This window comes from Mesorhizobium sp. M1027, assembly GCF_040318745.1.
Classification (GTDB): domain Bacteria; phylum Pseudomonadota; class Alphaproteobacteria; order Rhizobiales; family Rhizobiaceae; genus Mesorhizobium.
This window is the reverse complement of the sequence record NZ_JAMYMW010000002.1, coordinates 322,820-348,855: the sequence shown is the minus strand read 5'-3', so window position 1 is coordinate 348,855 and position 26,036 is coordinate 322,820. Positions and strand designations below refer to the sequence as shown.

The window sequence follows — 26,036 nt, the reverse complement described above, 5'->3', positions numbered from 1 at the left end:
CAACACAGAGCAGGGCGTCGCAGTCGCGGTGCCTGTTTTCACATGACCTGTTCTTCAGGGTGGCGGTTCGAGACCGGTTTGGCACTGCTGAACCGCTGTCGCGCATAACCACCCGCGACACCTGATTTCCAACTGCCGCAGTCTCTCGCCACGCCGTGCCCGCAAGGGGTTCTCGATATCGCCGATCTGACGAACTTCCCGGCGGGAAGGGCTTTTCGGCATGCCTTCGATACTGCGCATCCGCTGGGCGATCGCGCCCAAAACCGCACCTCGACCTCACCTCAACTGCAATCGCTGCGGCGGCCTGAAAGCCTATCGCTGCAGCGGCAAATTCCGCGTCAATGCCAATGGCAAGCGCATTGACGCTTGGTTGATCTACCGCTGCATCGACTGCGACAATTCCTGGAATTTCGGCATTCTGGAGCGCTGCAGCCGCCGGGATATCGAACCGGCAATATTGCAGGCGCTCGAAAGCAACGATCCGGTCCTGGCGCGGCGCCATGCCTTCGATGTTGCCGCATTGCGAAGCAGTATCGGGCGCGTTGAGGAGTGCCCCGAAGCCGCCGTTCAAAAGGAGGTGCTCGGGGATAGACCGGAAAATACCAGAGCGCTCGAGCTCCAGCTCGGGCTCGAAACGCCGACAGCGCTGCGGCTCGACCGGTTGCTGGCCAGCGAACTCGGTGTCTCGCGATCGCGGCTTCAGGTTTGGGAAGAGAAACGATTGCTGGCCGTTGGTCCGGACGGAGCCAAAGCCTTGCGCAGGCCGGCGCGGACGGGAACGGCGATCCGCATCCACCTGTCTGGCGAACCAGACCGGGACGATATCATTTCGGCTGCAGGCGGATGAGGCAACGGCAAGGGCATCCGCAATCGGAGACAGTTGCGGCCACGGGTCAACCGCCCCGAGCCGATCAAACCCTTGGCCGCATCGAGATCGCTATCGGCGACTTGCACATGGATCAAGCCGAGCCCGTGTCGAGAAGACAACTCGCGAGAGCATAAATTCCATACGCGTCGAGCATCGACACGCAAACTTCGGCCTCGGGTCGATTGTCGTATATGACAGCCGTGACGAGTTTACCGCTCATTGCGCGGTATTGCCCTTTATGCCGCGCCGACCACTTTCGCCGACTTTTCAAAACGCTTGCGCTCGTTCGGGTCGAGATAGAGCTTGCGCAGGCGGATGGTCTTCGGCGTCACCTCGACCAGCTCGTCATCCTGGATCCAGGCCAGCGCGCGTTCCAGCGTCATGCGGATCGGCGGCGTCAGCTTCACCGCCTCGTCCTTGCCGGCGGCGCGGATGTTGGTCAGCTTCTTGCCCTTGAGCACGTTGACCTCGAGATCGTTGTCCCTGGAATGGATGCCGATGATCATGCCCTGATAGACCTTGACGCCGGGATCGATGACCATCGGGCCGCGGTCTTCCAGGTTCCACATGGCATAGGCCACCGATTCACCCTGTTCGTTGGAGATCAGCACGCCGTTGGTGCGGCCCGGCAGCTCACCCTTATAAGGCTCGTAGGCATGGAACAGCCGGTTCATCACGGCGGTGCCGCGCGTGTCGGTCAACAGTTCCGACTGGTAGCCGATCAGGCCGCGCGTCGGCGCGTGGAAGACGATGCGCTGGCGATTGCCGCCCGAAGGGCGCAACTCGACCATCTCGGCCTTGCGCTCCGACATCTTCTGCACGACGACGCCGGCATGCTCCTCGTCGACGTCGATGACGACTTCCTCGACCGGCTCCAGCAATTCGCCGTTATCGCCCTTCTGCATGACGACGCGCGGCCGCGACACGGCGATCTCAAAACCTTCGCGGCGCATCGTCTCGATCAGCACGGCCAGCTGCAATTCGCCGCGGCCGGAAACGAAGAACGAATCCTTGTCAGGTGATTCCTCGATCTTCAGCGCGACATTGCCTTCGGCCTCGCGCAACAGGCGGTCGCGGATGACGCGGCTGGTCACCTTGTCGCCTTCGGTACCGGCCAGCGGCGAATCGTTGACGAGGAAAGACATCGTCACCGTCGGCGGATCGATCGGCTGCGCGTGCAGCGGCTCGGTCACCGTCAGGTCGCAGAAGGTGTCGGCGACAGTGCCTTTCGACAAGCCGGCGATGGCGACGATGTCGCCCGCCTGCGCTTCCTCGATGGGCTGGCGCTCAAGCCCGCGGAAGGCGAGGATCTTCGAAATGCGGCCGGTTTCGACCTGGGTGCCGTCATGGTGCAGCACCTTGACCGCCTGGTTGGATTTCAGCGTGCCGGATTCGATACGGCCGGTGATGATGCGGCCGAGGAACGGATTGGCTTCCAGGATGGTGCCGATCATGCGGAACGGGCCGGGATGAACGGTCGGCGCCGGCACGTGCTTGATGACGAGGTCGAACAGCGGCGCCAGAGCCTGGTCCTTCGGGCCTTCGGGGTTTTCCGAGACCCAGCCGTCGCGGCCTGAACCGTAAAGGATAGGAAAGTCGAGCTGCTCGTCGGTGGCATCAAGTGCTGCAAAAAGATCGAACACCTCGTTGACCACTTCGACATGGCGCGCATCCGGCCGGTCGATCTTGTTGATGACGACGATCGGCTTCAGCCCAACCTTGAGCGCCTTGCCGACGACGAATTTGGTCTGCGGCATCGGGCCCTCGGCGGCGTCGACCAGCACGATGGCCGAATCCACCATCGACAGGATGCGCTCGACCTCGCCGCCGAAATCGGCGTGGCCGGGCGTGTCGACGATGTTGATGCGGGTATCCTTCCAGTCGACCGAGGTCGCCTTGGCCAGGATGGTGATGCCGCGTTCCTTTTCAAGATCGTTTGAATCCATGGCGCGCTCGGCGACGCGCTGGTTGTCGCGGAACGAGCCGGACTGTTTCAGGAGCTGGTCGACGAGGGTGGTTTTTCCATGGTCGACGTGCGCGATGATCGCGATATTGCGGATTTTCATGTTTTGGTCTCGGGAGCGTTGCAGGCAGCAGGCCAAAAGGCGCTGCCTCTTTCGGTTGGGCGGCTCATACAGGGTTTTTCGCAATTGCGAAAGAGGAGGCGAGCCACCAAATAAAGTCACCAAATCTTAAATGTCTTGGTGTGAAGTGGAATTATTAACCAAGGCGGAACCTTTCGTGGTCCGGACAGTTCGAATTTCATGATCGAGACAGGCATCAAACTCCGGCCGATTTTGGCATGTACCGCGCTCGCCGTCCTCCTCGCGGCAAGCGCGGCGCAATCGGCCGCGCCGTCCAAGGAGACGCGGTCTGCTCTGCCGTCCGACAAGCGCTCGGCAGAGCAGCTTTTTGCCGATGCTCCGGACGGCGTCGACCCGGTGGTAACCGGACCGGTCAGCACCGCCTTCAAGCAAAGGCAAAAAAACGCCGGATGCGACAGCGCCGTCTGGCCCAAGATTCCCGTCGTCTGCTATCCCGATTGATGCACATCCACCTTCCGGGTGGTCCTAAAAGGCAATCTCACGCCGATCGCACCGGATCGAGCGTGACCTTGTAGAGTTCGCTGTCGTCGCGATCCATCAGCCGCACCGTCAACTGCTCGGTGGCTCCATCGATGTCGACGAGCCCGAAGAACTGCAGGCCGGCCGACGGCGGCAGGTTCTGACCCTGTTCGGCGGTCGGTGCCTTGATGAACCTCAGCTCCGGGCCGAAAGTCATGTCGAAAGCATTCGGTCCGAATGTGCCGGCGTGGATCGGACCCGAAACGAATTCCCAGAACGGATTGAAGTCCTGGAACTGCGCCTTGTCCGGATTGTAATAATGCGCGGCTGTGTAATGCACGTCTGCGGTTAGCCAGACGGTATTGCTGATCCCCGCGTTCTTTATATAGCGAAGGAGGTCGGCAATTTCCAGCTCGCGCCCCTTGGCCGGGCCATTGTCGCCATTGCTGATTGCCTCGGCCCCGACCTTCTTGGTGCCGTCGTTCCAGACGACGAGGCCGAGCGGCATGTCGGCGGCGATGATTTTCCAGGTTGCATTGGAATTCGCCAGCTCGCGCTTCAGCCATTTCGTCTGTTGTTCGCCGAGGATGCGCGATTGCGGCGTCATCGTCTCCTGCATATTCTGACCGTTGGGGCCGCGATAGGAACGCATGTCGAGGAAGAACACGTCGAGCAACGGCCCATAGGCGATTTTGCGGTAGACACGGCCGGGCTCCGATGGCTCGTAGCGGATCGTCGTCATTTCGTGGAAGGCGCGCGCCGCGCGTGCCGCCAGTACATGGATGGATTTTTCGGTGTAGCGGTCGTCGGCGCTCAGATCCTTCGAATCCGACCAGTTGTTCACCACCTCGTGGTCGTCCCACTGGTAGAACGTCGGGCAGATGGCGTTCAGCGCCAGCACGTTCCTGTCCATCAAATTGTATTTCCACTGACCCCGGTATTCGTCCAGCGTCTCGGCAACCTTGCGTTTTTCGTCGATCAGCACGGTGTTCTTCCACTTGCCGCCGCCGGGCAGGTCGACCTCGTCCTTCATCGCGCCATCGGCATAGATCGTATCGCCCGAATGCAGGAAGAAGTCCGGCGTGTGCTTGGCGATAGTGGCGTAGGTCTTCATGCCGGTGTCGTCGATGCCCCAGCCCTGGCCAGCGGTGTCGCCCGACCAAGCGAAACGAATGTCGCGCTTCGAGGCAGGTGCCGTGCGGAAGCGGCCGACGATCGGCTCGGAAACGGCGTTAATATCGGAAAGATCGGCCGCGACCATGCGGTAGAAGATGTCCTGGTCGGAGGCGAGATCGGTAAGCAGCCGCTTCACCGTATAGTCGCTGGCCGGCGAGCTATCGAGCGGCGCCAGGCGGACGGCATTGGCGAAGCTCTCCGTCGGCGACACTTCGAACATGACGCGCGACGGCCGGTCCGTGCGCGCCCAGACCATGCCGCTGGTCGCATCGACGTCGCCGGATTGGATCCCGTGGGTAAAGGCCGGGCGCTGATTGGCGCGCGAGTAATAGGGAAGCGCGAGGCCCGACGCGCCGACCAGGCCAACGGCGCTGGCCGACGTGACGAAAGCGCGCCGCGTCATCGAAATCTTGTTCATGGCTGTCTCCTGGATGGCGTTGAACGTCGCCGCCAAGCTCCAGCTTCAATGTTTCAGGCACATTTCGAAACGATGAAGGTTTTCTGACATCAACAGGATGGCGAATCTCCCTCCTTGAGGGGGAGATGTCGCCGGAGGCGACAGAGGGGGTCGTCTCGCATGGAGCACCGACCTCTTGCGCCTGCGATAAGGGGCCGAGCCCGGTCGGACCGACCCCCTCTGGCCGCTTCGCGGCCATCTCCCCCTCAAGGGGGAAGATTAGCGCTCAGCCGTTGCAACTCAAGCCGCCTGCGGTTCCGGCTCGAAGGCCGGGCGGCTGGTGTTGATCAGCAGCGAGATGCAGGCGGCGGCTATTGCCGTCATACCGGCGATCAGGAAGGCAAGCTCGTAATTGCCTTGCAGCTCGCGCATGGTGCCGCCGAAGAAGGCCGCTGTCGCGGCGCCAACCTGATGGCCGGCGACGATCCAGCCGAAGACGATCGGTCCGCTGCGGTCGCCGAACGCCTCGTTGGAAAGCCTCAGCGTCGGCGGCACCGTGGCGATCCAGTCCAGTCCGTAAAACACGGCGAAGATGATCAAGCTGGTGGCCGAAAAGCCGGAATAGGGCAGATAGATCAACGACAGGCCGCGGATGCCGTAATAGACGCCGAGCAGCTTGCGCGGATCGAAACGGTCGGTGAGCCAGCCCGATAGCGTCGTGCCGATCAGGTCGAAAATGCCCATCATCGACAGCAGGCCGGCGGCTTGCACTTCGCCTATGCCCATGTCGCCGCAAAAGGCGATCAGGTGCGTGCCGACCAGCCCGTTGGTGGTGAAGCCGCAGACGAAGAAAGTGGCGAACAGATACCAGAACACGCGCGTGCCGGCGGCGCGGCGCAGCGTGCTCAGCGTATGCGAAAGGAAATTGCCTTGCGCGGCCGGCGGCGCCGGCGGCACGTCGTCGGCATCGGCGCCATAGCGGACCATGCCGATCGAGGCCGGGCGCTCCGGCACCAGCATATAGACCAGCGGCACCAGGCAGGCGGTGGCCACGGCAATGGCGATGGCGACCGGCTTCCAGCCGCCTGACTGGGCGAGCGAGGCGAGCAACGGCAGGAAGACCAGCAGCCCGGTGGCGCTGGACGCCGACATCAGTCCCATCACCAGGCCGCGATTGGTCTTGAACCAGCGGTTGACGATGGTTGCGCCGAGCACGGTGGCGACGGCGCCCGAGCTGACGCCGGAAAGCACGCCCCAGGTGAGGAGCAGATGCCACGGCTTGGTCATCAACAGGCTGAGCGCGGTCGATCCCGACATCAAAAGCAGCGCGGCAAGCAAGGTGCGGCGCAGCCCGATCCGCTCCATCAGCGCCGCGGCAAACGGCCCGGTCAGGCCATAGAGGAAGATGCCGGTGGCAGCGGCCAGCGAGACGACGTCGCGCCGCCAGCCGAAACTGTTCTCCAGCGGCAGCATCATGACTGCCGGCGCCGAACGCAGGCCCGCTGCGATCAGCAGGCAAAGGAAGATGACGGCGACCACGACGAAAGCGTAGTGCTGGCCAAACGGGCGGGATTGAGCTATCATGTTACTGACCGGTACGTTGCAGGAGCGCGGAACATACGTACCGACCGGTAACATTGTCAACCAGCTAATCGGCACACCAGACATGAAAAGCATTGAACCAACGATCAAGGCGAATGACGCACCGCCGCCTCGCGCCGCCGAACGGATTCTCCAGGTGGCGCGCGACCTGTTTTACCGGCAAGGCATCAGGGCGATCGGGGTCGACGAGATCGTACGGCGTGCCGGCGTCACCAAGCCCAGCCTTTACCGCAGCTTTCCGTCCAAGGATGAGCTGGCCGCATCCTATCTCCGGCACTATGACCTCGAATTTTGGGAGCGCTTCGACGAGGCTGTGAACGCCCATCCCGGCGATCCGCGCGCGCAGATCCTCGCCTTCCTGACGCGTGTCGGCAAGCGTACGCAAAGGCCCGATTATCGCGGCTGCGGCATGACCAATGCCGCGGTCGAGTATCCCGAACATGGCCATCCGGCGCGCATCGTGAGCGAAGCCAACAAGCGGGAATTGCGCCGGCGCCTGCGTGCCATGGCGGCAGAGATGGGCGCCGGCGACGCCGACACGCTGGGCGACGGGCTCCTGCTCCTGATCGAGGGCGCCTATATCAGCGGCCAGCTGTTCGGTGTCGGCGGGCCGGCGCAGTCGGTCGCCCGCAACGCCGACCTTCTGATCGAGGCAAGCCTGAAGAAATAGCGTTCCGTTTACCAGATCACTGTGAGCCAGCCTGAGTTCGTCTAGGCTGCTGCTAGATTTGACGGTACGCTGCGGCAGCCCGAACGGAGTTGTCCGCCATGCGCGCTCTTTTGATCCCGCTTGCCTTCGCCGGCTTCTGCAATGCCGCCCGGGCTGGCGACATATCCAGCGTCTATACCGATCTCGTCTGGGAGAAGGACTGCGTGACTTATGCCCAGGCGGAGGAAGGCGACGGCGACTGGGCCGACCTCGCCTGTTCGGGTTATGGCGGCTACCCGGTGATGGTTTCCTACGACGACGCGCGGGAATCGCTGTTCTACGGCTTTCCACCCGGCGATATGACCACGGTCTGGGAAAGCTTTTCCGGCCTCAACTCGGCTGGACCTAAAGTCGAGTGGCGGATCGAAACCAACGGCAAAACTACCATTCCGTTCGCCGTCATTCATCGTCGCTCGATCAGCGATACCGAGGGCGAGAACAAGTCGACGGAAGTGTTGATCGTCGCCAAGGTTGCCCAGCCTGACGCCCACGAAGGCTGCACGATCGGCCTTGTGCTCGCCACCGGCAATCCCGCCGCCAACGATCAGGCGCGCAAGCTTGCCGACGAGAAGGCACGCACCTTCGCCTGCGGCAAGGACAAGCGCGTAGTGATCGGCGACGCGCCCGCTTTCGGCCGCGTCGACAACTGATTATTTGCGCCCGATAATTACTTGCGCTTGGCCCGCTCGATGGCCTCGACGATCATCTTCTTGGCATAGGCCGCATCGTACCAGCCTTCGATCTTGACCCATTTGCCGGGTTCGAGATCCTTGTAGTGCTCGAAGAAATGCTGCACTTGCTGGCGGGTAATGTCAGGCAATTGCGTGTATTCGTGGACGTCTTCGTAGCGTAAGGTCAGCTTGGGCGAAGGCACCGCGATGACCTTCTCGTCCTGGCCGGCATTGTCCTCCATCACCAGCACGCCGATCGGCCGCACATTGATGACGCAGCCTGGCACCAGCGCGCGCGTGTTGCAGACCAGCACGTCGATCGGGTCGCCGTCGCCCGATAGCGTGTGCGGTACGAAACCGTAATTGCCGGGATAGCGCATCGAAGTGTGAAGGAAGCGGTCGACGAACAGCGTGCCGGCCTCCTTGTCCATCTCGTATTTGATCGGCTCGCCGCCGATCGGCACCTCGATAATGACGTTGACGTCCTCGGGCGGGTTCTTTCCGCTGGCAATCGCTTCGATCCGCATCGCTTTATCCCTCTCTCGATTGAAGATCGATAGCGGCCGATGGCGAATGGTGCAATGCGGCGAATGGTACTGGGGGGATCGTCCGAACCGAAACCGGCCGGATCATGCGCTGGCCGTCATTCCCAGACGAAAGCGACCTTCTTCAGTGCCTTCTGCTCGAAGATCTCGACGCCCTCGGCCACATCGCGGCCGCCGGCGCCGGCATAGAAGGCAAGTGCGTTCTGATTGTCTTCCAGCGCCCACACCACCATGCCTTTCAGGCCATGGTCGGCCAGCCGTGCCCGTGCGGCTGCGAACAGCCGACTGCCGAGCCCGATGCCTTGATATTCGGGCCGCAGGTAAAGCTCGTAGATCTCGCCCTGCTGCCTGAGCTCACGTGCTCGGTTCTTGCCGATCGTCGCGTAGCCGGCAATTTTGCCGCCGATTTCGACGACCAGGACGGTGGCGGCGCGGCGAATGGCATTTGCCCACCAATCGGCACCGCGGCGGTTGATCATCGATGTCAGTGTACGGTGCGGGATGATGCCCGAATAGGCGCCGCGCCAGGCCTCGAGATGCACGTCGGCAATGGCGGCTGCATCGCGTGGTTCGGCTTTCCTGATGTCGATGCTCAGCGTATTCATGATTGGTTAACCATAAACCCGCCGCGCCCGATTGCAAGAGTCCGGTCGGCCGCCGCGATGCTTTCACACAGCCGAACAGTGCGTCCTTGAGACGCTGGAAAACCGCTTTTAGCGAGATCAAATCTCGACCAGATGGTCGTCCAGTTCGTTGCTGTCGCCGGTCGAGACCGGAAAATGCTCGGCCAGTACCGCACCGACCGCTTCGATCGCCTTGACGAACCCGTCGGCAAGCCGATCGTCGCCGGCATGCGCCGTAAGGTCGCGGACGACACCGTCCCAGACATGCTGGCCGACACGAGAATCGATGCCGCTGTCGGCGACCACCTCGGCATAGCGCTCGGCGATCGAGACGAACACCAGCACGCCCGTGCGCGCCGTGGTGCGGTGGACGTTGCGGGCGAGGAACTGCTTCATCGCATTGGCGTGGGCGGCTTGGTAGCGCAGACGCCTCGGCACCAAATGGATGCGCAATGCGGGCAATGCCCACAACAGGATGAGCACACTGGCAAGCGCCAGAAGCTCGGCGATGACGAAATGCGGCAAGCGGATCGACAGCCACCAGGCTTCCAGCCCGTAACCGACGGCGAGGCTGACGACGAGCATGCCGAGCATCGCCATGAAAGCGGCCGGGAAGAAATAGCCGTCGCTGGCATGCGCCACGACGCAGTAGATCTCGCCGTCGGTCTTTGCTTCGGCAGCGCGGATCGCATCGGCGATCCGCTCATGATCTTCGGGGCTGATCGGTCGTGTTGCCATGATTGATGTCTCACCAGCTTCCTGAAGAACCGCCGCCGCCGGACGAACCGCCGCCACCTGAAAACCCACCGCCCGAACTTCCGGACGACCAACCGCTGCCGGAACTTCCAGACGACCAGCCACTGCCGGACGAGGTCCCCGACGTCCAGCCAGCGCCACCGGAGGATGACGAAGCTGGCCCACGGCCGTAGCGGAACGTCATCCCCAGCCACTTGTACACGCCCGGCGACAGCTTCGTGCCGAAGATCGGCGGCAGGAATGCCATTGCCAAGCCGCCGAAGAACATCGTCGCCCACAGGACGATGAACAGCACGAAGATGGGATCGACAGGATTGTCATTCGCCGGATTGCGCTTGCCGCGGGCTTCCAGCTCTTCGGGATTGCCTTCCAGCACCATGATCATGTCATCGACGGCCTTGCTGATGCCACCAGAGAAATCGCCGGCACGGAAGGCCGGCACCATGTCGTTTTCGATGATCAGCTTGGTGTGCAGGTCGGTCAGCGTGCCTTCCAGCCCATAGCCGACCTCGATGCGCATCTTGCGGTCGTTCGGCGCCACCAGAAGCAGGACGCCGTTGTTCTCCTTCGCCTGGCCCAGTTTCCAGGCGCGGAACAGCCGGTTGGCGTAAGGCTCGATCTCCTCACCGTCGAGGCTGGGGATGGTCGCGACGACGATCTGGTCCGAACCCTTGGTCTCGAAATCGGCAAGCTTCTGCGTCAGCGCCGCCTCGGTTGCGGCATCGATGATGCCGGCATTGTCGACGACCCGTCCGGTCAGCGCCGGCAATTCGGCGGCAATAGCCGCGAAGCCGACCAGCAGCACCGCCATGGCCATAAGCGCGGTGCCGATCGTTTTGATGAAACGGCTGAATTCCACCGGGCTGATGGCGTGTCTTGTCATCTCGTCACCAACTTCCCGAGGAGCCGCCGCCACCGGACGAACCGCCGCCGCCGGAAAACCCGCCACCGCTTGAACCCGACGACCATCCCCCGCCGGAACCTCCCGACCAGCCGCCGGACGACCGCCGGTTTGGCTCGAAGGTCATGCCCAACCAGCGATAGCGGCCCGGACCGATCTTCTTGCCGAAGATCGGCGGCAGGATGGAGGCTGCGAGGCCGCCGAAAAAGATGATTGCCCAGATGGCTATGAAGATCGTGAAGAACAGATCGTCGCTGTTGAACGGCGCCTGCTGGTTGCGCTTGCCGCGCGCTTCCAGCTCTTCGGGATTGCCTTCCAGCACCATGATCATGTCATCGACGGCCTTGCTGATGCCGCCAGAGAAATCGCCGGCCCGGAAGGCCGGCACCATGTCGTTTTCGATGATCAGCTTGGTGTGCAGGTCGGTCAGCGTGCCTTCCAGCCCATAGCCGACCTCGATGCGCATCTTGCGGTCGTTCGGCGCCACCAGAAGCAGGACGCCGTTGTTCTCCTTCGCCTGCCCCAGTTTCCAGGCGCGGAACAGCCGGTTGGCGTAAGGCTCGATTTCCTCGCCGTCGAGGCTGGGGATGGTCGCGACGACGATCTGGTCCGAACCTTTGGTCTCGAAATCGGCAAGCTTCTGCGTCAGCGCCGCCTCGGTCGCGGCATCGATGATGCCGGCATTGTCGACGACCCGTCCGGTCAGCGCCGGCAATTCGGCGGCGAGAACGATGAGAGGGAGCAGGAGAAAGGTTAGAACGAAGCCAAGAAAAATCAGGGCGGCGTTTCTTCCCACCCCCCTCTGTGGGGAGATGTCCGGCAGGACAGAGGGGGGCGCGAAGGAATACAAGGCCAACAGGCCCAGGCTCAACAGGCGCCGTTCACCCGCCTTGCGTGGTGTTGGTGCCGAAATCGACCTTCGGCGGCTGCATCTTATCCTCCTCGATGGTGAAATTCGCAAACGGCTGGTTGCCGCGAAACCACAAGGTCGCCCAGATCACCGACGGGAAGGTCCTCAGCGTCAGATTGTACTCTCTCACTGCCTGGATATAGTCGCGGCGGGCGACCGTGATGCGGTTCTCGGTGCCTTCGAGTTGTGCTTGCAGCGCCAGAAAGTTCTGGTTGGCCTTGAGATCGGGGTAGTTCTCCACCACCGCCAGCAGGCGCGACAGCGCGCTGGTCAAGCCGGCCTGACTGTCCTGGAATTTCTTGAAGGCTTCCGGATTGTTCAGCGTTTCCGGCGTCACGGTCACCTGCGTCGCCTTGGCGCGCGCTTCGACCACGGCGTCGAGCGTATCCTTCTCGTGCGCGGCGTATCCCTTGACCGTATTGACAAGATTGGGGATGAGATCGGCGCGGCGCTGGTATTGATTCAACACCTCGCTCCACGCTGCCTTCGCGTTTTCCTCAGCTGTCGGGATGGTGTTGTAGCCGCAGCCCGCAAGCAGCGGCAGCATGACGGCCATGACCAGGAACGCAGCTATATTACGGAAGATTGGCGGTGAAGAAAGGCGCTGGGCAAGCATGATAAGGTCCCCTCGATAGCATTGGCAGGCGAAGCATTAGCACAATCCTTGCGTAAGAAAATGACTTCGGCCGAGAAGTGTTACTGGTTTTCTACCATTCGCCGTCGGGCCCTGTGACAGACGAGGCGAACGGGTTAAGCTCGGCATAAAACGGGACGTCACCATGGCGAAACGCCACGACAGCGACGCGGAATCGCGCCGCATCATCGAACGGGTGGCGCGCGAGACCGACCCGGGCGGCACCTCGTTCCTCGCGCGAACAGCCAGAGGTGCGCGCGACCGCGTCACCGCGGCCGATGCCGACCGGTCGGATCCGATCGAATATTGGGGCACCCGCATCGGTCGGGCAGCGGGCTTGCTTATTGCCATCGGCCTGTTGATCTGGCTCGTGCTTTTCGTCACCAGGGGCAGTTAGGAAAATCAATGAGTGCCGAGAAAACCGACGCGCCGCGCGCGGTCATCGTCGTCTCCAGCCATGTCGCACGTGGCTCGGTCGGCAACCGTGCCGCCGTCTTTGCGCTGGAGACGCTCGGCTTTCCGGTTTGGGCGGTGCCGACCGTCATTTTGCCCTGGCATCCGGGCCATGGCCGGGCCACCCGCATCGTGCCGCCGCTGGACCAGTTCAAGGCGCTGATGACCGACCTCGAGCGCGCGCCGTGGCTGGGCGAGGTCGGCGCCGTGCTGTCCGGCTATCTCGGCGAGGCTGGCCAGGCCGACGCCGTTGCTTCGCTCGTCGGCGCGGTCAAGGCGAAGACACCGGAAGCCCTCTATATCTGCGACCCGGTGATGGGCGATTCGGGCGGCCTCTACGTACCTGAGCCGACCGCCATCGCCATGCGCGACCGCCTGATGCCGATCGCCGATATCGCCACGCCCAACCGCTACGAGCTGGAATGGATGGCCGGAGCGCCGCTGCCAGACCTGAAATCGACAATGGCTGCGGCCCTGCAGGCCGGCCCACCGGCCATGCTGGTCACATCGGCGCCGGCGACGATGGCCGGCGGCACCGGCAATTTGCTGCTCACAGGCAGGGAGGCGCTGCTCGCCGAACACCGGCTCATCGACAAGCCGCCGAATGGGCTCGGCGACCTGACGGCTGCCGTTTACCTGGCGCGGATCCTGTCCGGCCAGCCGGCCGCCAAGGCTCTGCAATCGACCACTGCGGCGGTCTACGAGATCCTGGCGCGCACCGCTAAGCGCGGCGGCGACGAGTTGCAGCTCGAGACCGATGCCCAGAGCCTGTCGCACCCAATGGCGATGGTGCAGCTTCGCCATCTCCTGCATCCGGAACGGGACCGCCGGGCGTGACGCAGGCCGAAAACGCCGTGCCGCAGGATGTTGCGCCCGAGCATGTTGCGCCCGGCCATGTGGTGCCCGACGATGTCGTGCCTGAGAGCGTTGTGCCCGAGGACGTTGTGCTTGTCGGCGTCGACGGTTGCAAGGCTGGCTGGATAGCCGTCCGCCGCGATCCCGGTGCGGCACCGTCTACAGCCGTTTTCCCAAGCTTCGCGGCGTTGCTCGACCGACTGCCCGTCAATGCGATCGTGGCGGTCGACATGCCGATCGGCCTGCCCGATTTCTCGCAAAGAGGCGGTCGCGGCCCGGAGGCGCTGGTGCGGCCGCTGCTCGGGGCCCGGCAGTCCAGTGTCTTTGCCATTCCCTCCCGCGCCGCGCTCTACGCCGAGATCGAAGCTTTCACCACGGTCGATGCCTGGTACGCCGCACATCGCAAGGCAAGCGAGGTGGCCAGGACGACATCAGATCCGCCGCGCGGCGTCTCGATCCAGGCCTTCGGCATCTTCGCCAAGATCCGCGAGATCGATTCGCTGCTGATCGCGCGGCCCGAACTGCGCAGCCGCGTCTTCGAATCGCATCCGGAAGTTGCCTTCTGCAAACTGAACGGCGACCGCGCTATGCGCCTGCCCAAGAAGATCAGGGGCAACATCAATCCGGCCGGCATGGCCGAACGCAAGGCGCTGCTTGCCCAGCATGGTCATAGCGAGGATTTTCTCGACCAGACGCCGCCGCGCGGCGCGGCCGCCGACGATTTCCTCGATGCCGCGGCGATGATGGTGGTTGCCGGACGCATCGTCAGAGGCGAGGCAATGCCGTTTCCGGATCCGCCGCTCGCCGATCGTTTCGGTATTCCGGTCGCCATTTGGGCCTGAGGACCAAGGCGTCAGGAGCGTGATTTGAGCGCCTCGTTGAGTGCCCACATATCCTTCTCCTCGGGCGCGGTCTCCAATCCGAGCACGGGAATTTGCTTACGCAAATGGTCGTGGTGGGTGCGCACGCCATATTCGAGATCGGAGAGGTAAAAACCTCCGAAGGCTTCGGACAGCATGGATTCGTTGGACCATATCGAAAGCTGCACGTCCTCGGCCAGCGTGTCGCGATCGATGCGGTGGGATAGGTAGCGCGCAGCCGCCTGTTGCCTGGTCTCGTCGCGATAGCGGTAGATGCCGCCGCGCAGCAGCGTCTCACCCGTCGACAGCGGGAATTCCTGATAGAACTGCACCGATTCCGGCATGATCGACAGCACGTTGTTCGGGAAGATGCCGTAGTAGATCCAGGCCTTGCGCAGGTGCTCCGGCAGGTGCCTCGCCTCGGGTGCGAGCTTGATATATTGCGCGACGCTCCAGCGCCGTCCGGCATGCGGATTGTAAGTGGCGAACGAGCGCGACACGCCGTTGACGAACGGCTCGTCGAAATAGGTCGCACCGTAAAGATCCTGCAGCGCCGGATGTGCCATGGCGACGTGGTAGCCTTCATTGTCGACGTCGCGCACCGACTTCCAGTTGACCGGCGTATTTTGGGTCCAGATGCCCCGGGACGGCACCATCTCGACCACGCCGTAATGAGCAATCTCGGCTTCGATCGGCTTCAACAGCTCGGCCACGGATGGCTGCGGCCCACCCTTGCGGAAGCGGATGAAGATGAAGCCCATCCAGATTTCGAGCTCGAGCGGCATCAGGCCGAATTCGGTCTTGTCGAGGTCGGGGAAGGAACGCGGGCGGGCAGCACCGCGCAGCGTGCCGTCGAGATTGTAGACCCAGCCATGGAAAGGGCAGACCAGCGCGTTCTTGCAAGTGCCCTGACTGTCGGCGACAACGCGACTGCCGCGGTGGCGGCACATATTGTTGAAGGCGCGTACAACGCCATCCTTGCCGCGCACGATCAGCGCCCGCTCGCCGACCACATCCATCGTCAGATAGTCGCCGGCGTTCGGAACGTCGCAGACATGGCCGGCGATCTGCCAATGATTGCGGAAGACGTGCTCTTTCTCGAGTTCGAGCAAGGCGTCGGAATGATAGCTCCAGCCCGGCAGCCCCCGCCGATCCCAATCGTTGGGAATTGCCACGTCACGCAGATGCGGGTTCATAAAGGCTCTTTATTTATTGAATGATCGTTCAATAAAAGCATATTTTCCGTTGAAATGCAATGGCTTGCAAAAATGGGGAGAATTCTTGGCGGGAAATCGAGCGGGATTTGAGAGCCGAGTCCGAACGATCGAAGCCGGGAAAATCCCGGGAATTCCGGACGTTAATCCCCTCACGCTTGTTGAGCGCCCGACGCTCCTGGGGCCTGGAAAGGCGACGTGGATCTGGTGCCGTGGGTAGCGGAAAACGAGAATGCCACCTGTGCTGCAGCTACGCCTGATCGGTTGCCCAGGAATGGCTGCGGGCTTGGTTTCATGCCGGTTACACAATCGTTAATCCATCATCGTTGGCCGGTTACAAGGTGCGATTAGGTTCGTTTCAACGGAGAAAAGAAGAAGACCGAAGGAAACGACGATGCGTACGAAAATCCAGATCACCGATACCGACCTTCGCCAGCACGGTCCCCGGCGTAACGACCGGCGCCCGAAGCTGGCGCTGCGCCAGCGCGCCAGTGATCATCCAATGGCGATGTTCATGCTGCTGGCGGCTGCCGCATTTGCCGGCATGGCGTTGACGCCGACTGTCGGTCCGGCCTTCGCCTCACTGAACCCGCCGGCCAACCTCATCGATGGCGCGACGACCACCACCAAGACGGCGCGCCTGCCGATTTCGGAGATCGATTTCGCCTGCAAGGGGCAGGCCTGGGGCGCCGAGAGCCTGGACTGCCTGCGCGTCATCGCCGCCCAGTCGGGCAAGGCACGGCCGGTCCGCATGATCGTCAACGCCGCCCCGCTGGCCGATACGCCGAACGTTTTTTGATTTTTTGCGAGCGCCCTCCAGCACTCCAGTCAGGCTCCCGCCGCAATGTCGGCCGGGAGCCTTTTTCTTCCGGGAGAGATGGCGGAGTCTAACCGCCCAGAGCGGCCTGCTCGGCAATGGCCGAGAGCACGCCGCGCACATCCAGCGTGCTGAACGGTTTTTCGAGGATTGGCGGCCGTTGCGGCCCCGGCAGCGCCTCGATCTCGCCTTTCGCGCCGATCAGATCGCCGGTGACAAGCACGAAGCGCCGCGCTAGACCCGGCAATTCGCCGAGTAGCTCGCGATAGACGGCTATGCCGCTGGTGCCGGGCATGCGCAAATCGGAAAACACGATGTCCGGCGGGACATGGCCACTCAGCGTAGCGGCGGCCGAGACCCAGGCCGGCACGATCCGCGACTTGATGCCCATCAACTCCAGAATGTCGGACAGCGACGCGGCGACATCCGGCTCATCGTCTATGATCAGCGCGTGACGCAAGCCGCTCGACCGCGACGGAGCTTCGCCGGCGGCGGCCGCGCCGGCCGCGATCGCCGGCAGCTGCACGACAAAACGCACACCTCTCGGCGAAACCTCCTCGAACCAGATATTGCCATTGTGCCGCTCGATGATCGATTTCGAGATTGACAGACCGATGCCGGTACCGACACCGACCGGCTTGGTGGTGAAATAGGATTCGAATATGCGTGAACGTATCGCTTCCGGCACGCCTGGTCCGTTGTCCTCGACCGAGAATCCGGGATTGCCGCGGTCGCTGCGAAACGTCCGGACCTTGATCCGGCGGTCGCCGGCAACGCCGGCCAAGGCATGCTGGCTGTTGATGAGGAAGTTGGCGGCTACCTGCGTCACGTGGTCGGCATCTGCCATGGCCAGCAGTGGGCCGCTGGCGAAATCGGTGTCGATGATGATGCCGCTCGACCGTGCGCCATAGGCGGTCACTTCGAGTGCGGCGCGGATCACCTGGTTGAGGTCGGTTTCTGCCTGTGCAGCCGGGTGCAGGCGGACCATCGACAGGAAGCTCTTGACGATACGGCCGCAGCGCTCGGCAGCGGCGCGCACCTTTTCGGCGCGCACCTTGGTCTGCGGATCGGCGGCGAATTCGTGCAGCAGCGTCGACTGGGCGACAACCACGGCCAGCGGATTGTTGAGCTCGTGCGAAACGCCGGCGAGCAGCGACCCCATTGCCGCCATCTTCTCGTTCTGGTGCAGTTTTTCGCGCTGGCGGTTGATTTCCTCCTCAGCCCGCAACTTGTCGCGCAGGTCGCGGATGGAGCCGAAGATCAGCTGGCGATCGGCGACCCGCATCTCGGTTGCCGTCAGCTCGATCGGGAAAACCTCGCCGGCGGCATTCTGGGTGACCGTTTCAAGCCGTTGGCCGACCATCGGCGCACCGCGGCCCGACATGTATTCGGCGCCCGACGCATAGCCCTTGCGATAATATTCCGGCACGACCGTGTCGAGCAGGTCCTTGCCGAGGATATCGCTGCGCCGATAGCCGAACATCTTCTCGGCGGCCGGATTGAATTCGATGATCGAGCCGGTCTCGTCGATGACGATGATAGCGTCGAGCGAGGCCTGCAGCATGGTGCGGCGAATGACGTCGCTGGCATGCGCGTCGGAGGGCGACCGTTCGATGGCATCGCCGATGGCGAGTGCCACCATGTGCAGCGCCGCCTCTTCCTGGTCGGTCCATTCGCGTTCGTGGATGCAGTCGTTGACCGCCAGCGTGCCCCACAAATTGCCGTGCGAAAAGACCGACACCGACAGGAACGACTTGATGTTCTGCTTTTCGAAATCGGTCCGCAGAAAGCCTTCGAGATCGCGTGTGTGCCCGGCGAAAATCTTGCCTTGACGCTCGTCCTCCGCCAGCCGTTCCAGCAATGGGTCCGAATCGACGACCGACTGCATGATGACGGTCGGTGACGCCAGCTCGCCGCCAAACCGGGGGGCGATCCAATAAGCGGCGACCGACTGGGCGAAGCCCTGGCCGGGCAGTTCGCGCAGGCGAAACAGGATGCCGCGGTGACAATCCATGGCTTCGCAAAGCGTTTGGAGGATACCCTCCATCTCGCGCTGCCAGTCACCGGCTTCGCGCAGCCGGCGAACCACATGCACGGCCACCATCGCCGCGCCCTGCCTGGCGCCCTGCACGTCCACGCGTGTTGTTTCAGCCGTCATGATCAGCCGTCATTTCCTGGCCGCGGCTTCCTCAAGCCGTCGCCTTAGTTATTTTCGCCCACTGGCAGCGAGAAGATATAGCCCTCGCCGCGCACCGTGCGCAGGAATTTCGGATTGGCCGGATCCGCCTCGATCTTCTTTCTCAGCCGCATGATGCGGATGTCGACGGCGCGGGACGATTCCGGATCCTCGACGAAACCGATCGCCTCGGAGATCGCCGCCCGCGTCAACAGCCGGTTGGCGCGCGTCAGGAACACCTCCAGCACGTCGAACTCGCTCTTGGCCATGTCAATGACCGCGCCGTTGGCGCCGGTGACGAGCCTGCCGTCGAGATCGGCGTGAAAGGGTCCGAAGCTCACGGACCGGCGGCCGCCGGATGTTTCAGCCTTGGCCTTTTGTGGCTCGGTCGGCTCCGGAACGCGACGCAGCACGCTGCGCACCCTGGCCAGCACTTCGCGCAATTCGTAAGGCTTGACGATGTAGTCGTCAGCGCCGAGCTCCAGTCCGACGATGCGGTCGAGCGCGGTACCGGCGGCCGTCGCATAGATGATGCCGATCGGCATTTTCGAGCGCATCCAGCGCCCGAGCGACAAGCCGTCCTCGCCCGGCATGGCGATGTCGAGAATGGCCAGGTGGAAGGACTGCACTTCCAAGAGGTCGCGCGCCGCCGCCGCACTTTCGGCCGTGGCCACATCATAGCCGCTGGCGCCGAGATACTCGGCGACCGCGTCCCTCAGGTCGGGCTCGTCCTCGACGATGACAATTCGTGCACGCACGATGCTTTCGCTCCCGCTTTCAGTGGAAAGTAGATTGGGTATAAACATGATGTCCAGCACTCTTCTTGGGTTGCCGTATGCGGGGTAGAAAAACATGGCTGCACGATCCGTTATCGCGCTTGTTTCCGTCGCTGAAGTAATTGCCACCGATCTCGCCGATCATCTCGAGCGGCGCGGTCATGACGTCCGTGCGGCGCGACAGCCGTGGGAAGCCGAATCGCTGCTTTCGGAAAAGGGTATCGATGTCGTGGTTGTCGGCGACAGCGTCAGCCAGGCGGAGGGGCGAGACCTGCTCAGGCGACATGGCGGCGAAGGTGGCCCGGATTTCATCCTGATCTGCCGCCCGGCCGATCTGGTCGACAAGGTTCTGGCGCTCGAACTCGGCGCCGCCGACGTCGTCGAAAGCCCGCTCAATGTCAGGGAGCTTGCGGCTCGCGTCGGCGGCCTTCTGGCTCGGCGCGGCAGGAGCGCCGGGGAACTGATCGTGCTGGAGAACGCGACCGTCGATCTCCGATCGGCCATTGTCATGCACCGCTCGGGAACGGAAGAACAGCTGTCCCCCGGGCAGGTGGCGCTGCTCAGGCTGTTCCTGGCCAGCCCGCGCAAGGTGCTGACGCGGGACGACATCATCGCCGCCGCGCCCGCCGAAAATGCCGAAGCCTTCGATCGGTCGATCGATTCGCGCATCGTGCGGCTGCGCCGCAAGCTCGATACCGAAACCATCACCACCATACGGGGTGCCGGTTACCGGTTCGATCCGCCGACGCAATTCGCCGATTGAATGCAGGACAGCCACCCTTTTGTCTTGAGCATCGGGTTTTCCCAAAACCGGTTTCCACTTTGGGGTCCGATGCTCTTCAGCGCACCACGAGAAGCGACGGGCCGGACGGCATGTCACCGGTCGTACTGACCTCGCCGGCATGGGCACGTTCCTTCAGCAGCACGGTGGCGAGGCCGGCAATGCCGAGCAGCCCCTGGACGTAAAGCAGGGCGGAAAGCACGGAAGCGGCGAATTTCGTTTTCATCCTGTTCGTTCCTCAAAATTGGAATTTACGGGCACGTCAGGGGAACCCCCGAAGCGCCCGCGCCGCCAGCGGAGCCCCCCGTTGCGGCGCGGGCCTTCGGTCCTCTCGGCTGCAAGTTGCCGGAGGCGCCGCGCATCCTCAACGGCCCTAAGCCGCCCCCGCCAGAGGGGCTTGAGCCGGTCGACGCGCAGGCTGGAAAGTGTCCAGATCAATCCAGGCCGTAGCGAAAACAGTGTTGGCTTCCGATCGTTCGTTGCCCGCTGTTTTCGTTAGGTCAACTTTGCCTGTTCGCTGTATCCGGATCATGCCGCCGACGCTGCGCTTTGTTGCAGCTCGGTTTCGGAGTCAGGTGAATTCCTATCAAACGAAAGGCAATCGCGTATTGGCGCCGCGGTTTGGCCGATCCGCCTAGGCAAACACGCCACCCGTCATGACGACGTCGTGCAACTGCAAGCTGCTTTGCACGGACCTTTTCTGTTAACCAGGGGAAACAGAATCGAAACACAAACGAGCATCTTGCGAAATCGGCTTGAAACATGACGCCCCGATAAACCGGTCATGAATTGGGCCGGCCCCGACCGGCAGAATAGGGGAGACATCATGTACACTGCCATTTCCGCCAAGCTCATCAACATCGCCGCCGCCGTCATCACCGGTACTGCCTTGCTTGTCAGTGCCGGCAACGGCGCAGCCCACGCCGCCGCCAACAAGATCGTCGCGCGTGTGTCGCTATCGCAGCAGACCATGGAAATTCTGGTCGACGGCCGGCCGACATTCGCCTGGAAGGTTTCGACGGGCGACAGGACGCACGTCACACCGACCGGTGCGTTCAAGCCGACCCGCATGCATGAAGTTTGGTATTCGAAGAAATACGACAACGCCCCGATGCCGCATTCGGTGTTCTTCAACGGCGGCTACGCCGTACATGCGACAAACGCCATCAAGCGCCTCGGCCAGCCGGCCTCGCATGGCTGCGTGCGTCTGCATCCGGACAACGCCGCCGATTTCTACCAGCTCGTCGAGGTCTTCGGCCCGGCCAACACCAGCATCGTCATCGTCAAGTGAGCGATGCTGCTCTTGTGTCTCTTAAGAAAGGCCGGAAATCCGGCCTTTTTATTGTACAATGTTAGTACAATCTAATCTGGGTTAGTACAATCTAATCCGGCATCGCCGGCATCAGCTTCGGATCCGGCTTTTCGGCGTGATGCGGCAGGTCCTTGCTGGCGATAAAGGTGTAGAACATCGGCACCACGAACAGCGTGAACATGGTTCCGACCAGGATGCCGGTGAAGATCACCAGGCCCATCGAATAGCGTGCCGCGGCACCGGCGCCGCTGGAGATGATCAGCGGCACCACGCCTAGCGCCATCGCCGCCGTCGTCATCAGGATCGGCCGCAGCCGCACCCTGGCCGAGGCGATGATCGCATCGCGCCGCCGCATGCCGTGCATTTCACGCTGCTGGTTGGCGAACTCGACCAGAAGGATGCCGTGCTTGGTGATCAGGCCGATCAAGGTGATCAAGCCGACCTGGGTGTAGATGTTGAGGGTGCCGAGCCCGATATTAAGCGGCACGATCGCGCCGAAGATCGAGAGTGGCACCGCCATCATGATGATCAACGGATCGCGGAAGCTTTCGAACTGCGCCGCCAGCACCAGGTAGATGACGAGCACTGCCGCCGCGAAGGCGATGATGATCGTGTAGCCCTGTTCCTTCTCCTGCCGCGATTGACCGGTATAGTCGATGAAGAAAGTGTCCGGCAGGCTCTCCTTGGCGATATCCTCGATCGCTTTCAAACCGTCGCCGGTGGTGACGCCAGGCAGCGGCAAGGCGGAAATCGTTGCGGAATTCAACTGGTTGAATTGCTCGATCGCCGCCGGCGACGCGTTGGTCGAGATCTTCACCACCGCAGAGAGCGGCACCATCTCACCCGAGACGCTGCGCACGAAATACTCCCCAAGTTTTTCGGGATTGTCGCGGAATTGCTGCGGCACCTGCGGGATGATGTCGTAGCTGTTGGATTCGCGGTCGAATTGCGCCACCTCGGCGCCACCGACCAAGAGGGTCAGCGTCCGGCCGATTTCGGCGATCGGCAGGTTGAGTGCCGCGGCGCGGTCGCGGTCGATCGTCACTGTCACTTGCGGCGCATCGTAGGACATGGAATTCTGCACGGCGAGGAAGCGACCGGAGGCCTGCGCCTTGTTCTTGATATTCTCGGCGGCCTCGTACACCTGGGAGGCCTCCCCGGTCGAGCGCACCACCATCGTGATTGGCAGGCCGCCGCCGGAGCCGGGCAGCGTCGGTGGTGCGAAGACGAAAGCCTCGACGCCTGCCACCTTGGCAAGGCGGGCAGTGATGTCTTCCTGAAGTTCCTTCGAGCTGCGCGCGCGCTCGGCCCAGTCCTTGAACGCAAAGCCGACGAAAGCGCTGTTGGTCGGGCCTTGGAACGCGACGGCGGAGAACCGTGCCCTGGTTTCGGGGATATCATTCACCAGCCCGAGAATCTGGTTCACATAGGTCTCGGTGTAGTCCGACGTCGCGTAACGCGGCGCGTTCACAATAGACAGCAAGAAGCCCTGGTCTTCTTCCGGCGCCAGTTCGCTCGCGGTCTTTGTGAACATGAAGCCGGTCGTGGCGACCAGTGCGATGACGATCATCAGCGTCACCGGGCGATATTTCAGCGAGCCGCTGACCAGCCGCTCGTAGACGTGTTCGACGCGCCCGAACGTGTTGTCGACAATGCGCTGGAAGCGGCTGTGCGACCCGGCCCTCAGGATGCGTGCCGACATCATCGGCGTGACGGTTAGGGCGACGACACCCGAAAGCACCACCGAGCCGGCAAGCGTCACCGCGAATTCGCGAAACAGTGCGCCTGTCAGGCCGCCGGTGAAGGCCAGCGGCGCGAACACCGCGGCCAGCGTTATCGTCATGGCGACGACGGCGGACGAGATCTCCCGCATGCCGTTGAAGGCCGCCTGCATCGGCGACAAGCCGTCTTCCTCCATGTGGCGGTGGATGTTTTCCACCACCACGATGGCATCGTCAACAACCAGTCCGATCGCCAGCACCATGGCCAGCAACGATAAAAGGTTGATCGAATAACCCAAAGAAAACAGCAGGAAACAGACGCCGATCAGCGACAGCGGAATGGTCACGATCGGCATCAGCACCGAGCGGAACGAGCCGAGGAAGAGCAGGATGACGACGATGACGATGGCGACCGCCTCGCCGATGGTCTTGAACACCTCCTCGATCGACGCGCTGATCTGCTCGGTCGAGTCGTAGACGATCTCGATCGTCATGCCGAGCGGCAGCGTCTCCTGGATCGTCGGCACAATCTTGTGGATCGCCGCCGCGGTGGTCAGTGGATTGGCGGCCGGCGTCGGAAAGATGGCGAGAAAGATGCCGGGCTTGCCGTTGAACGTGACCCTGGTGTCGGTGCTCGCCGCGGCGAGCTCGACGCGGGCCACGTCGCGCAGCCTCACCACATTGCCGTCTTTCGAGCGGAGCGGAAGGGCAGCGAAAGCCTCCGGCGTCTGCAGGGTCGAGCGAACCGTGATCGAGGAAGCCACATATTCGTTTTCGGTATCGCCGGGCGCGGAGAGGAAATTCGATTCGTTGATGGCGGTCAGCACTTCCGCCGCCGTCACGCCGCGCGCCGCCAGTTTGATCGGGTCGATCCAGACACGCATCGAATATTCGGCGGCGCCGAAAATCTGCACGTCGGCGACACCTTCGACCGTCGAGATACGCGGCCGCACGACACGCTCGATATATTCGGTGAGCTGTTCCGGTGTCATGTTCGGATTCTGCATCGAGATGTACATCATCGCGAACTGCTGGCCGGTGCCCTTGACGATCACCGGGTCTTTGGTTTCGTCCGGCAGATCGCCGCGAACACTCTGAACCTTCGACAAGACTTCGTTCAGCGCGACGTCGGGGTCGGAGCCGAGCTTCATCTGCACCGTCACGGTGCTGGAGGACGGCCGGCTCGACGACGTGACATAATCGATGTTTTCGGTCGAAGCGACGGCACGCGCGATCGGCGCGGAAATGAACCCCTGGATCAGGTCGGCGCTGGCGCCGGGATAGGCCGTGGTGATGGTGATGGCCGTTTCTTCAACCTCTGGATACTGCCGAATCGAAAGGTTGAAGATGCCCTGAAAACCCAGAAGCAGGATCATGCAGGCAAGCACGGTCGAGAGAACCGGGCGGCGGATGAAGAGATCGGAAAAGCTCATTGCTGGGCTGCCTGCTGGTTCCCCGGCTTGCTCGGATCGATCGTGTTGTCGACGGCAACGGACATGCCGTTGGAGAGCCGGTTCTGGCCGGCCGTAACGACTTCGTCGCCGGGCTGGATGCCTTCCAGGATCTCGACCAGGCCGGCGTTGTGGCGGCCTGGCTTGACGAACACCTGGGCGAGCACGAGCTGCGGTTTCTGTTCTTCCGCTGCCGGCTTGGCTTCCGCTGCCGGTTTGGCTGGGGTAGCAGCCGGCTTTTCGTCGGGTTTTGCCACGGGTGCTTCGGCCGCCGGCTTGGCAGCATCTGCAGCCGGCTTCTCTTCCGGCTTTGCCTCGGGAGCCGCGCCGTTGGCTTCGGCGGATTTGGCCGGGCGCACCACGAAGACGAAGTCGCCGTACAGGCTGGAGGTCAGCGCCGTCTGCGGCAGCGCCAGCACGTCGTTCTCCTCGGGCAGTTCGACGCGCACCTGGACGAACTGGCCCGGCGTCAGCTTGCCTTCGGGATTGCCGACCTCCGCCCTTACCGTCACCAGCCGGCTGGTCGGGTCGATCTTCGGATCGATGCCGCGGATGCTGCCGGTGAACGGCATGTCGCCGCCGCCGACGCCCAACCGCACCCTCTGTCCGATCTTCAGCTGCGGAAGCTGCTGCTCCGGCACGGTGAAATCGACACGCATCGTATCCATGTCCTGCAAGGTCACTACGGCGGTGCCGGGTGTGAGATACTGGCCAAGGTCGATTTTCGGAATACCGACAGTACCCTTGAAGGGGGCGGTCAACTGCTTTTGGTCGAGCACCGCTTGCAGCTTGTTTACCTGCGCGGCGGAGACCGATGCTGCTGCCTGCGCCGTGTCGAGCGTAGCATCGGTGCCGACCCCGCGCTTCTGCAGCTCGAGAGCGCGCATCAGCGTCGTCTGGTCGGAGGTGGCTTGCGCCTTCGACGCGACGAGGTCGGCTCGCTCGACGGCATCGTCAAGCTGCAGCAGGACGGCGTTGGCGGCGACCTTCTGATTGGCATGGAACAGGATGTCCTTGACGATGCCAGCAGTTTCGACCGTCAGGTCGACGCCGCGTACGGCACTGACAGTGCCGATCGCCTCGATGCCGGGCGTCCAGGACATCGGTTTGACAATGACTGTCGACACGGTCCTGGCCGGCGGCTTCATGGTGGCGAAGAACTGTTTGATCGCATTGTCGCGAAACAGGTTGAAGCCGACGATGCCGCCGCACACCAGCACGAGCAGAATGAAGGCGATGATGAAGCGCTTGATCACGAACAGTC

25 protein-coding genes are annotated in these 26,036 nt (G+C 62.7%); 10 read left to right on the top strand and 15 right to left on the bottom strand.

Translation table 11 applies throughout. From position 1 onward, the window contains the following. The first annotated feature begins 220 nt into the window (after positions 1 to 220). Positions 221 to 847 carry a DUF1062 domain-containing protein gene (locus NKH50_RS06235; protein ID WP_352877350.1) on the top strand — a complete coding sequence of 209 codons (627 nt, stop codon included), beginning with the start codon at positions 221 to 223 and terminating at the stop codon, positions 845 to 847. Positions 848 to 1,104: 257 nt separating this feature from the next. Here NKH50_RS06235 and typA read toward each other — a convergent pair whose 3' ends face one another. Next, entirely contained in the window at positions 1,105 to 2,934 is a 1,830-nt protein-coding gene (gene typA / locus NKH50_RS06230) for a translational GTPase TypA (RefSeq protein WP_352877347.1), read from the bottom strand. Positions 2,935 to 3,132: 198 nt separating this feature from the next. On the opposite strand from typA, the gene NKH50_RS06225 reads away from it, so the two are divergent. After that, complete coding sequence (locus tag NKH50_RS06225) at positions 3,133 to 3,414, top strand: hypothetical protein (protein ID WP_352479551.1); 282 nt, start codon at positions 3,133 to 3,135, stop codon at positions 3,412 to 3,414. Between the two features lie 37 nt (positions 3,415 to 3,451). On the opposite strand, the gene NKH50_RS06220 is transcribed toward NKH50_RS06225, so the two are convergent. Then, a complete protein-coding gene (locus NKH50_RS06220; protein ID WP_352877345.1) occupies positions 3,452 to 5,026 on the bottom strand; it encodes an alkaline phosphatase D family protein in 1,575 nt (524 codons plus the stop codon). A 279-nt stretch (positions 5,027 to 5,305) separates the two neighbouring features. Further along, complete coding sequence (locus tag NKH50_RS06215; RefSeq protein WP_352877343.1) at positions 5,306 to 6,589, bottom strand: MFS transporter; 1,284 nt, start codon at positions 6,587 to 6,589, stop codon at positions 5,306 to 5,308. An 82-nt stretch (positions 6,590 to 6,671) separates the two neighbouring features. Between NKH50_RS06215 and NKH50_RS06210 the strand changes: the two genes are divergently transcribed. Together NKH50_RS06210 and NKH50_RS06205 are read left to right on the top strand one after the other, a co-directional pair. Then, positions 6,672 to 7,277 carry a TetR/AcrR family transcriptional regulator gene (locus NKH50_RS06210; RefSeq protein ID WP_352877341.1) on the top strand — a complete coding sequence of 202 codons (606 nt, stop codon included), beginning with the start codon at positions 6,672 to 6,674 and terminating at the stop codon, positions 7,275 to 7,277. A gap of 98 nt (positions 7,278 to 7,375) precedes the next feature. Continuing rightward, positions 7,376 to 7,966 (top strand): hypothetical protein, encoded by a 591-nt coding sequence (locus NKH50_RS06205; RefSeq protein ID WP_352509070.1) that lies wholly within the window; start codon positions 7,376 to 7,378, stop codon positions 7,964 to 7,966. Between the two features lie 17 nt (positions 7,967 to 7,983). Here the strand turns inward: NKH50_RS06205 and ppa are convergent, their stop codons facing one another. The 6 genes from ppa to NKH50_RS06175 all read right to left on the bottom strand — a co-directional run bounded on the left by ppa (position 7,984) and on the right by NKH50_RS06175 (position 12,338). Continuing rightward, positions 7,984 to 8,514 carry an inorganic diphosphatase gene (ppa, locus tag NKH50_RS06200; protein ID WP_023721304.1) on the bottom strand — a complete coding sequence of 177 codons (531 nt, stop codon included), beginning with the start codon at positions 8,512 to 8,514 and terminating at the stop codon, positions 7,984 to 7,986. Positions 8,515 to 8,630: 116 nt separating this feature from the next. Then, positions 8,631 to 9,137, bottom strand: coding sequence for a GNAT family N-acetyltransferase (locus tag NKH50_RS06195; RefSeq protein ID WP_254817749.1), 507 nt, complete (start codon positions 9,135 to 9,137; stop codon positions 8,631 to 8,633). Positions 9,138 to 9,254: 117 nt separating this feature from the next. Beyond that, entirely contained in the window at positions 9,255 to 9,893 is a 639-nt protein-coding gene (locus NKH50_RS06190; RefSeq protein WP_254817750.1) for a TPM domain-containing protein, read from the bottom strand. Positions 9,894 to 9,903: 10 nt separating this feature from the next. Then, the gene (locus NKH50_RS06185; RefSeq protein ID WP_502899777.1) at positions 9,904 to 10,794 is read right to left on the bottom strand and encodes a TPM domain-containing protein; all 891 of its coding nucleotides are present in this window, start codon (positions 10,792 to 10,794) and stop codon (positions 9,904 to 9,906) included. A gap of 4 nt (positions 10,795 to 10,798) precedes the next feature. Continuing rightward, a complete protein-coding gene (locus tag NKH50_RS06180; RefSeq protein WP_352740817.1) occupies positions 10,799 to 11,608 on the bottom strand; it encodes a TPM domain-containing protein in 810 nt (269 codons plus the stop codon). An 85-nt stretch (positions 11,609 to 11,693) separates the two neighbouring features. Continuing rightward, complete coding sequence (locus tag NKH50_RS06175; RefSeq protein ID WP_352740819.1) at positions 11,694 to 12,338, bottom strand: LemA family protein; 645 nt, start codon at positions 12,336 to 12,338, stop codon at positions 11,694 to 11,696. A gap of 163 nt (positions 12,339 to 12,501) precedes the next feature. Between NKH50_RS06175 and NKH50_RS06170 the strand changes: the two genes are divergently transcribed. The 3 genes from NKH50_RS06170 to NKH50_RS06160 all read left to right on the top strand — a co-directional run bounded on the left by NKH50_RS06170 (position 12,502) and on the right by NKH50_RS06160 (position 14,506). Further along, the gene (locus tag NKH50_RS06170; RefSeq protein ID WP_254818056.1) at positions 12,502 to 12,753 is read left to right on the top strand and encodes a hypothetical protein; all 252 of its coding nucleotides are present in this window, start codon (positions 12,502 to 12,504) and stop codon (positions 12,751 to 12,753) included. A gap of 8 nt (positions 12,754 to 12,761) precedes the next feature. After that, positions 12,762 to 13,646 carry a pyridoxal kinase PdxY gene (pdxY, locus tag NKH50_RS06165; protein WP_352740821.1) on the top strand — a complete coding sequence of 295 codons (885 nt, stop codon included), beginning with the start codon at positions 12,762 to 12,764 and terminating at the stop codon, positions 13,644 to 13,646. 92 nt (positions 13,647 to 13,738) lie between these two features. After that, positions 13,739 to 14,506, top strand: coding sequence for a DUF429 domain-containing protein (locus NKH50_RS06160; RefSeq protein WP_352801972.1), 768 nt, complete (start codon positions 13,739 to 13,741; stop codon positions 14,504 to 14,506). An 11-nt stretch (positions 14,507 to 14,517) separates the two neighbouring features. On the opposite strand, the gene NKH50_RS06155 is transcribed toward NKH50_RS06160, so the two are convergent. Continuing rightward, complete coding sequence (locus NKH50_RS06155) at positions 14,518 to 15,720, bottom strand: aromatic ring-hydroxylating oxygenase subunit alpha (protein ID WP_352877337.1); 1,203 nt, start codon at positions 15,718 to 15,720, stop codon at positions 14,518 to 14,520. 412 nt (positions 15,721 to 16,132) lie between these two features. On the opposite strand from NKH50_RS06155, the gene NKH50_RS06150 reads away from it, so the two are divergent. Then, entirely contained in the window at positions 16,133 to 16,537 is a 405-nt protein-coding gene (locus NKH50_RS06150) for a hypothetical protein (RefSeq protein ID WP_352877334.1), read from the top strand. Positions 16,538 to 16,625: 88 nt separating this feature from the next. Here NKH50_RS06150 and NKH50_RS06145 read toward each other — a convergent pair whose 3' ends face one another. Continuing rightward, positions 16,626 to 18,713, bottom strand: a complete 2,088-nt coding sequence (locus NKH50_RS06145) for a PAS domain S-box protein (RefSeq protein ID WP_352877332.1) — start codon at positions 18,711 to 18,713, stop codon at positions 16,626 to 16,628. 44 nt (positions 18,714 to 18,757) lie between these two features. Next, positions 18,758 to 19,537 (bottom strand): response regulator, encoded by a 780-nt coding sequence (locus NKH50_RS06140; protein ID WP_254817757.1) that lies wholly within the window; start codon positions 19,535 to 19,537, stop codon positions 18,758 to 18,760. A 46-nt stretch (positions 19,538 to 19,583) separates the two neighbouring features. Between NKH50_RS06140 and NKH50_RS06135 the strand changes: the two genes are divergently transcribed. Further along, complete coding sequence (locus NKH50_RS06135) at positions 19,584 to 20,270, top strand: response regulator transcription factor (protein ID WP_292663715.1); 687 nt, start codon at positions 19,584 to 19,586, stop codon at positions 20,268 to 20,270. Between the two features lie 76 nt (positions 20,271 to 20,346). On the opposite strand, the gene NKH50_RS06130 is transcribed toward NKH50_RS06135, so the two are convergent. Continuing rightward, positions 20,347 to 20,514 (bottom strand): hypothetical protein, encoded by a 168-nt coding sequence (locus tag NKH50_RS06130; protein ID WP_254817759.1) that lies wholly within the window; start codon positions 20,512 to 20,514, stop codon positions 20,347 to 20,349. A 600-nt stretch (positions 20,515 to 21,114) separates the two neighbouring features. Between NKH50_RS06130 and NKH50_RS06125 the strand changes: the two genes are divergently transcribed. Next, positions 21,115 to 21,579 (top strand): L,D-transpeptidase, encoded by a 465-nt coding sequence (locus NKH50_RS06125; RefSeq protein WP_352877330.1) that lies wholly within the window; start codon positions 21,115 to 21,117, stop codon positions 21,577 to 21,579. A gap of 91 nt (positions 21,580 to 21,670) precedes the next feature. On the opposite strand, the gene NKH50_RS06120 is transcribed toward NKH50_RS06125, so the two are convergent. Continuing rightward, the gene (locus NKH50_RS06120; RefSeq protein WP_352690248.1) at positions 21,671 to 24,754 is read right to left on the bottom strand and encodes an efflux RND transporter permease subunit; all 3,084 of its coding nucleotides are present in this window, start codon (positions 24,752 to 24,754) and stop codon (positions 21,671 to 21,673) included. After that, positions 24,751 to 26,028: an efflux RND transporter periplasmic adaptor subunit gene (locus NKH50_RS06115; RefSeq protein ID WP_502906838.1), complete on the bottom strand. Its 1,278-nt coding sequence runs from the start codon at positions 26,026 to 26,028 to the stop codon at positions 24,751 to 24,753. Before NKH50_RS06115 ends, NKH50_RS06120 begins: the two co-directional genes overlap by 4 nt. Between the last annotated feature and the right edge of the window lie 8 nt (positions 26,029 to 26,036).

Bases quoted from the DNA above. Each gene is read 5' to 3' on its own strand.
- NKH50_RS06155 (WP_352877337.1), bottom strand. From the start codon at position 15,720: ATGAACCCGCATCTGCGTGACGTGGCAATTCCCAACGATTGGGATCGG.
- ppa (WP_023721304.1), bottom strand. From the start codon at position 8,514: ATGCGGATCGAAGCGATTGCCAGCGGAAAGAACCCGCCCGAGGACGTC.
- NKH50_RS06125 (WP_352877330.1), top strand. From the start codon at position 21,115: ATGTACACTGCCATTTCCGCCAAGCTCATCAACATCGCCGCCGCCGTC.
- NKH50_RS06225 (WP_352479551.1), top strand. From the start codon at position 3,133: ATGATCGAGACAGGCATCAAACTCCGGCCGATTTTGGCATGTACCGCG.
- NKH50_RS06235 (WP_352877350.1), top strand. From the start codon at position 221: ATGCCTTCGATACTGCGCATCCGCTGGGCGATCGCGCCCAAAACCGCA.
- NKH50_RS06215 (WP_352877343.1), bottom strand. From the start codon at position 6,589: ATGATAGCTCAATCCCGCCCGTTTGGCCAGCACTACGCTTTCGTCGTG.
- NKH50_RS06205 (WP_352509070.1), top strand. From the start codon at position 7,376: ATGCGCGCTCTTTTGATCCCGCTTGCCTTCGCCGGCTTCTGCAATGCC.
- NKH50_RS06220 (WP_352877345.1), bottom strand. From the start codon at position 5,026: ATGAACAAGATTTCGATGACGCGGCGCGCTTTCGTCACGTCGGCCAGC.
- NKH50_RS06150 (WP_352877334.1), top strand. From the start codon at position 16,133: ATGCGTACGAAAATCCAGATCACCGATACCGACCTTCGCCAGCACGGT.
- NKH50_RS06145 (WP_352877332.1), bottom strand. From the start codon at position 18,713: ATGACGGCTGAAACAACACGCGTGGACGTGCAGGGCGCCAGGCAGGGC.
- NKH50_RS06120 (WP_352690248.1), bottom strand. From the start codon at position 24,754: ATGAGCTTTTCCGATCTCTTCATCCGCCGCCCGGTTCTCTCGACCGTG.
- NKH50_RS06130 (WP_254817759.1), bottom strand. From the start codon at position 20,514: ATGAAAACGAAATTCGCCGCTTCCGTGCTTTCCGCCCTGCTTTACGTC.
- NKH50_RS06140 (WP_254817757.1), bottom strand. From the start codon at position 19,537: ATGTTTATACCCAATCTACTTTCCACTGAAAGCGGGAGCGAAAGCATC.
- NKH50_RS06135 (WP_292663715.1), top strand. From the start codon at position 19,584: ATGGCTGCACGATCCGTTATCGCGCTTGTTTCCGTCGCTGAAGTAATT.
- NKH50_RS06185 (WP_502899777.1), bottom strand. From the start codon at position 10,794: ATGACAAGACACGCCATCAGCCCGGTGGAATTCAGCCGTTTCATCAAA.
- NKH50_RS06195 (WP_254817749.1), bottom strand. From the start codon at position 9,137: ATGAATACGCTGAGCATCGACATCAGGAAAGCCGAACCACGCGATGCA.
- NKH50_RS06175 (WP_352740819.1), bottom strand. From the start codon at position 12,338: ATGCTTGCCCAGCGCCTTTCTTCACCGCCAATCTTCCGTAATATAGCT.
- pdxY (WP_352740821.1), top strand. From the start codon at position 12,762: ATGAGTGCCGAGAAAACCGACGCGCCGCGCGCGGTCATCGTCGTCTCC.
- typA (WP_352877347.1), bottom strand. From the start codon at position 2,934: ATGAAAATCCGCAATATCGCGATCATCGCGCACGTCGACCATGGAAAA.
- NKH50_RS06210 (WP_352877341.1), top strand. From the start codon at position 6,672: ATGAAAAGCATTGAACCAACGATCAAGGCGAATGACGCACCGCCGCCT.
- NKH50_RS06190 (WP_254817750.1), bottom strand. From the start codon at position 9,893: ATGGCAACACGACCGATCAGCCCCGAAGATCATGAGCGGATCGCCGAT.
- NKH50_RS06170 (WP_254818056.1), top strand. From the start codon at position 12,502: ATGGCGAAACGCCACGACAGCGACGCGGAATCGCGCCGCATCATCGAA.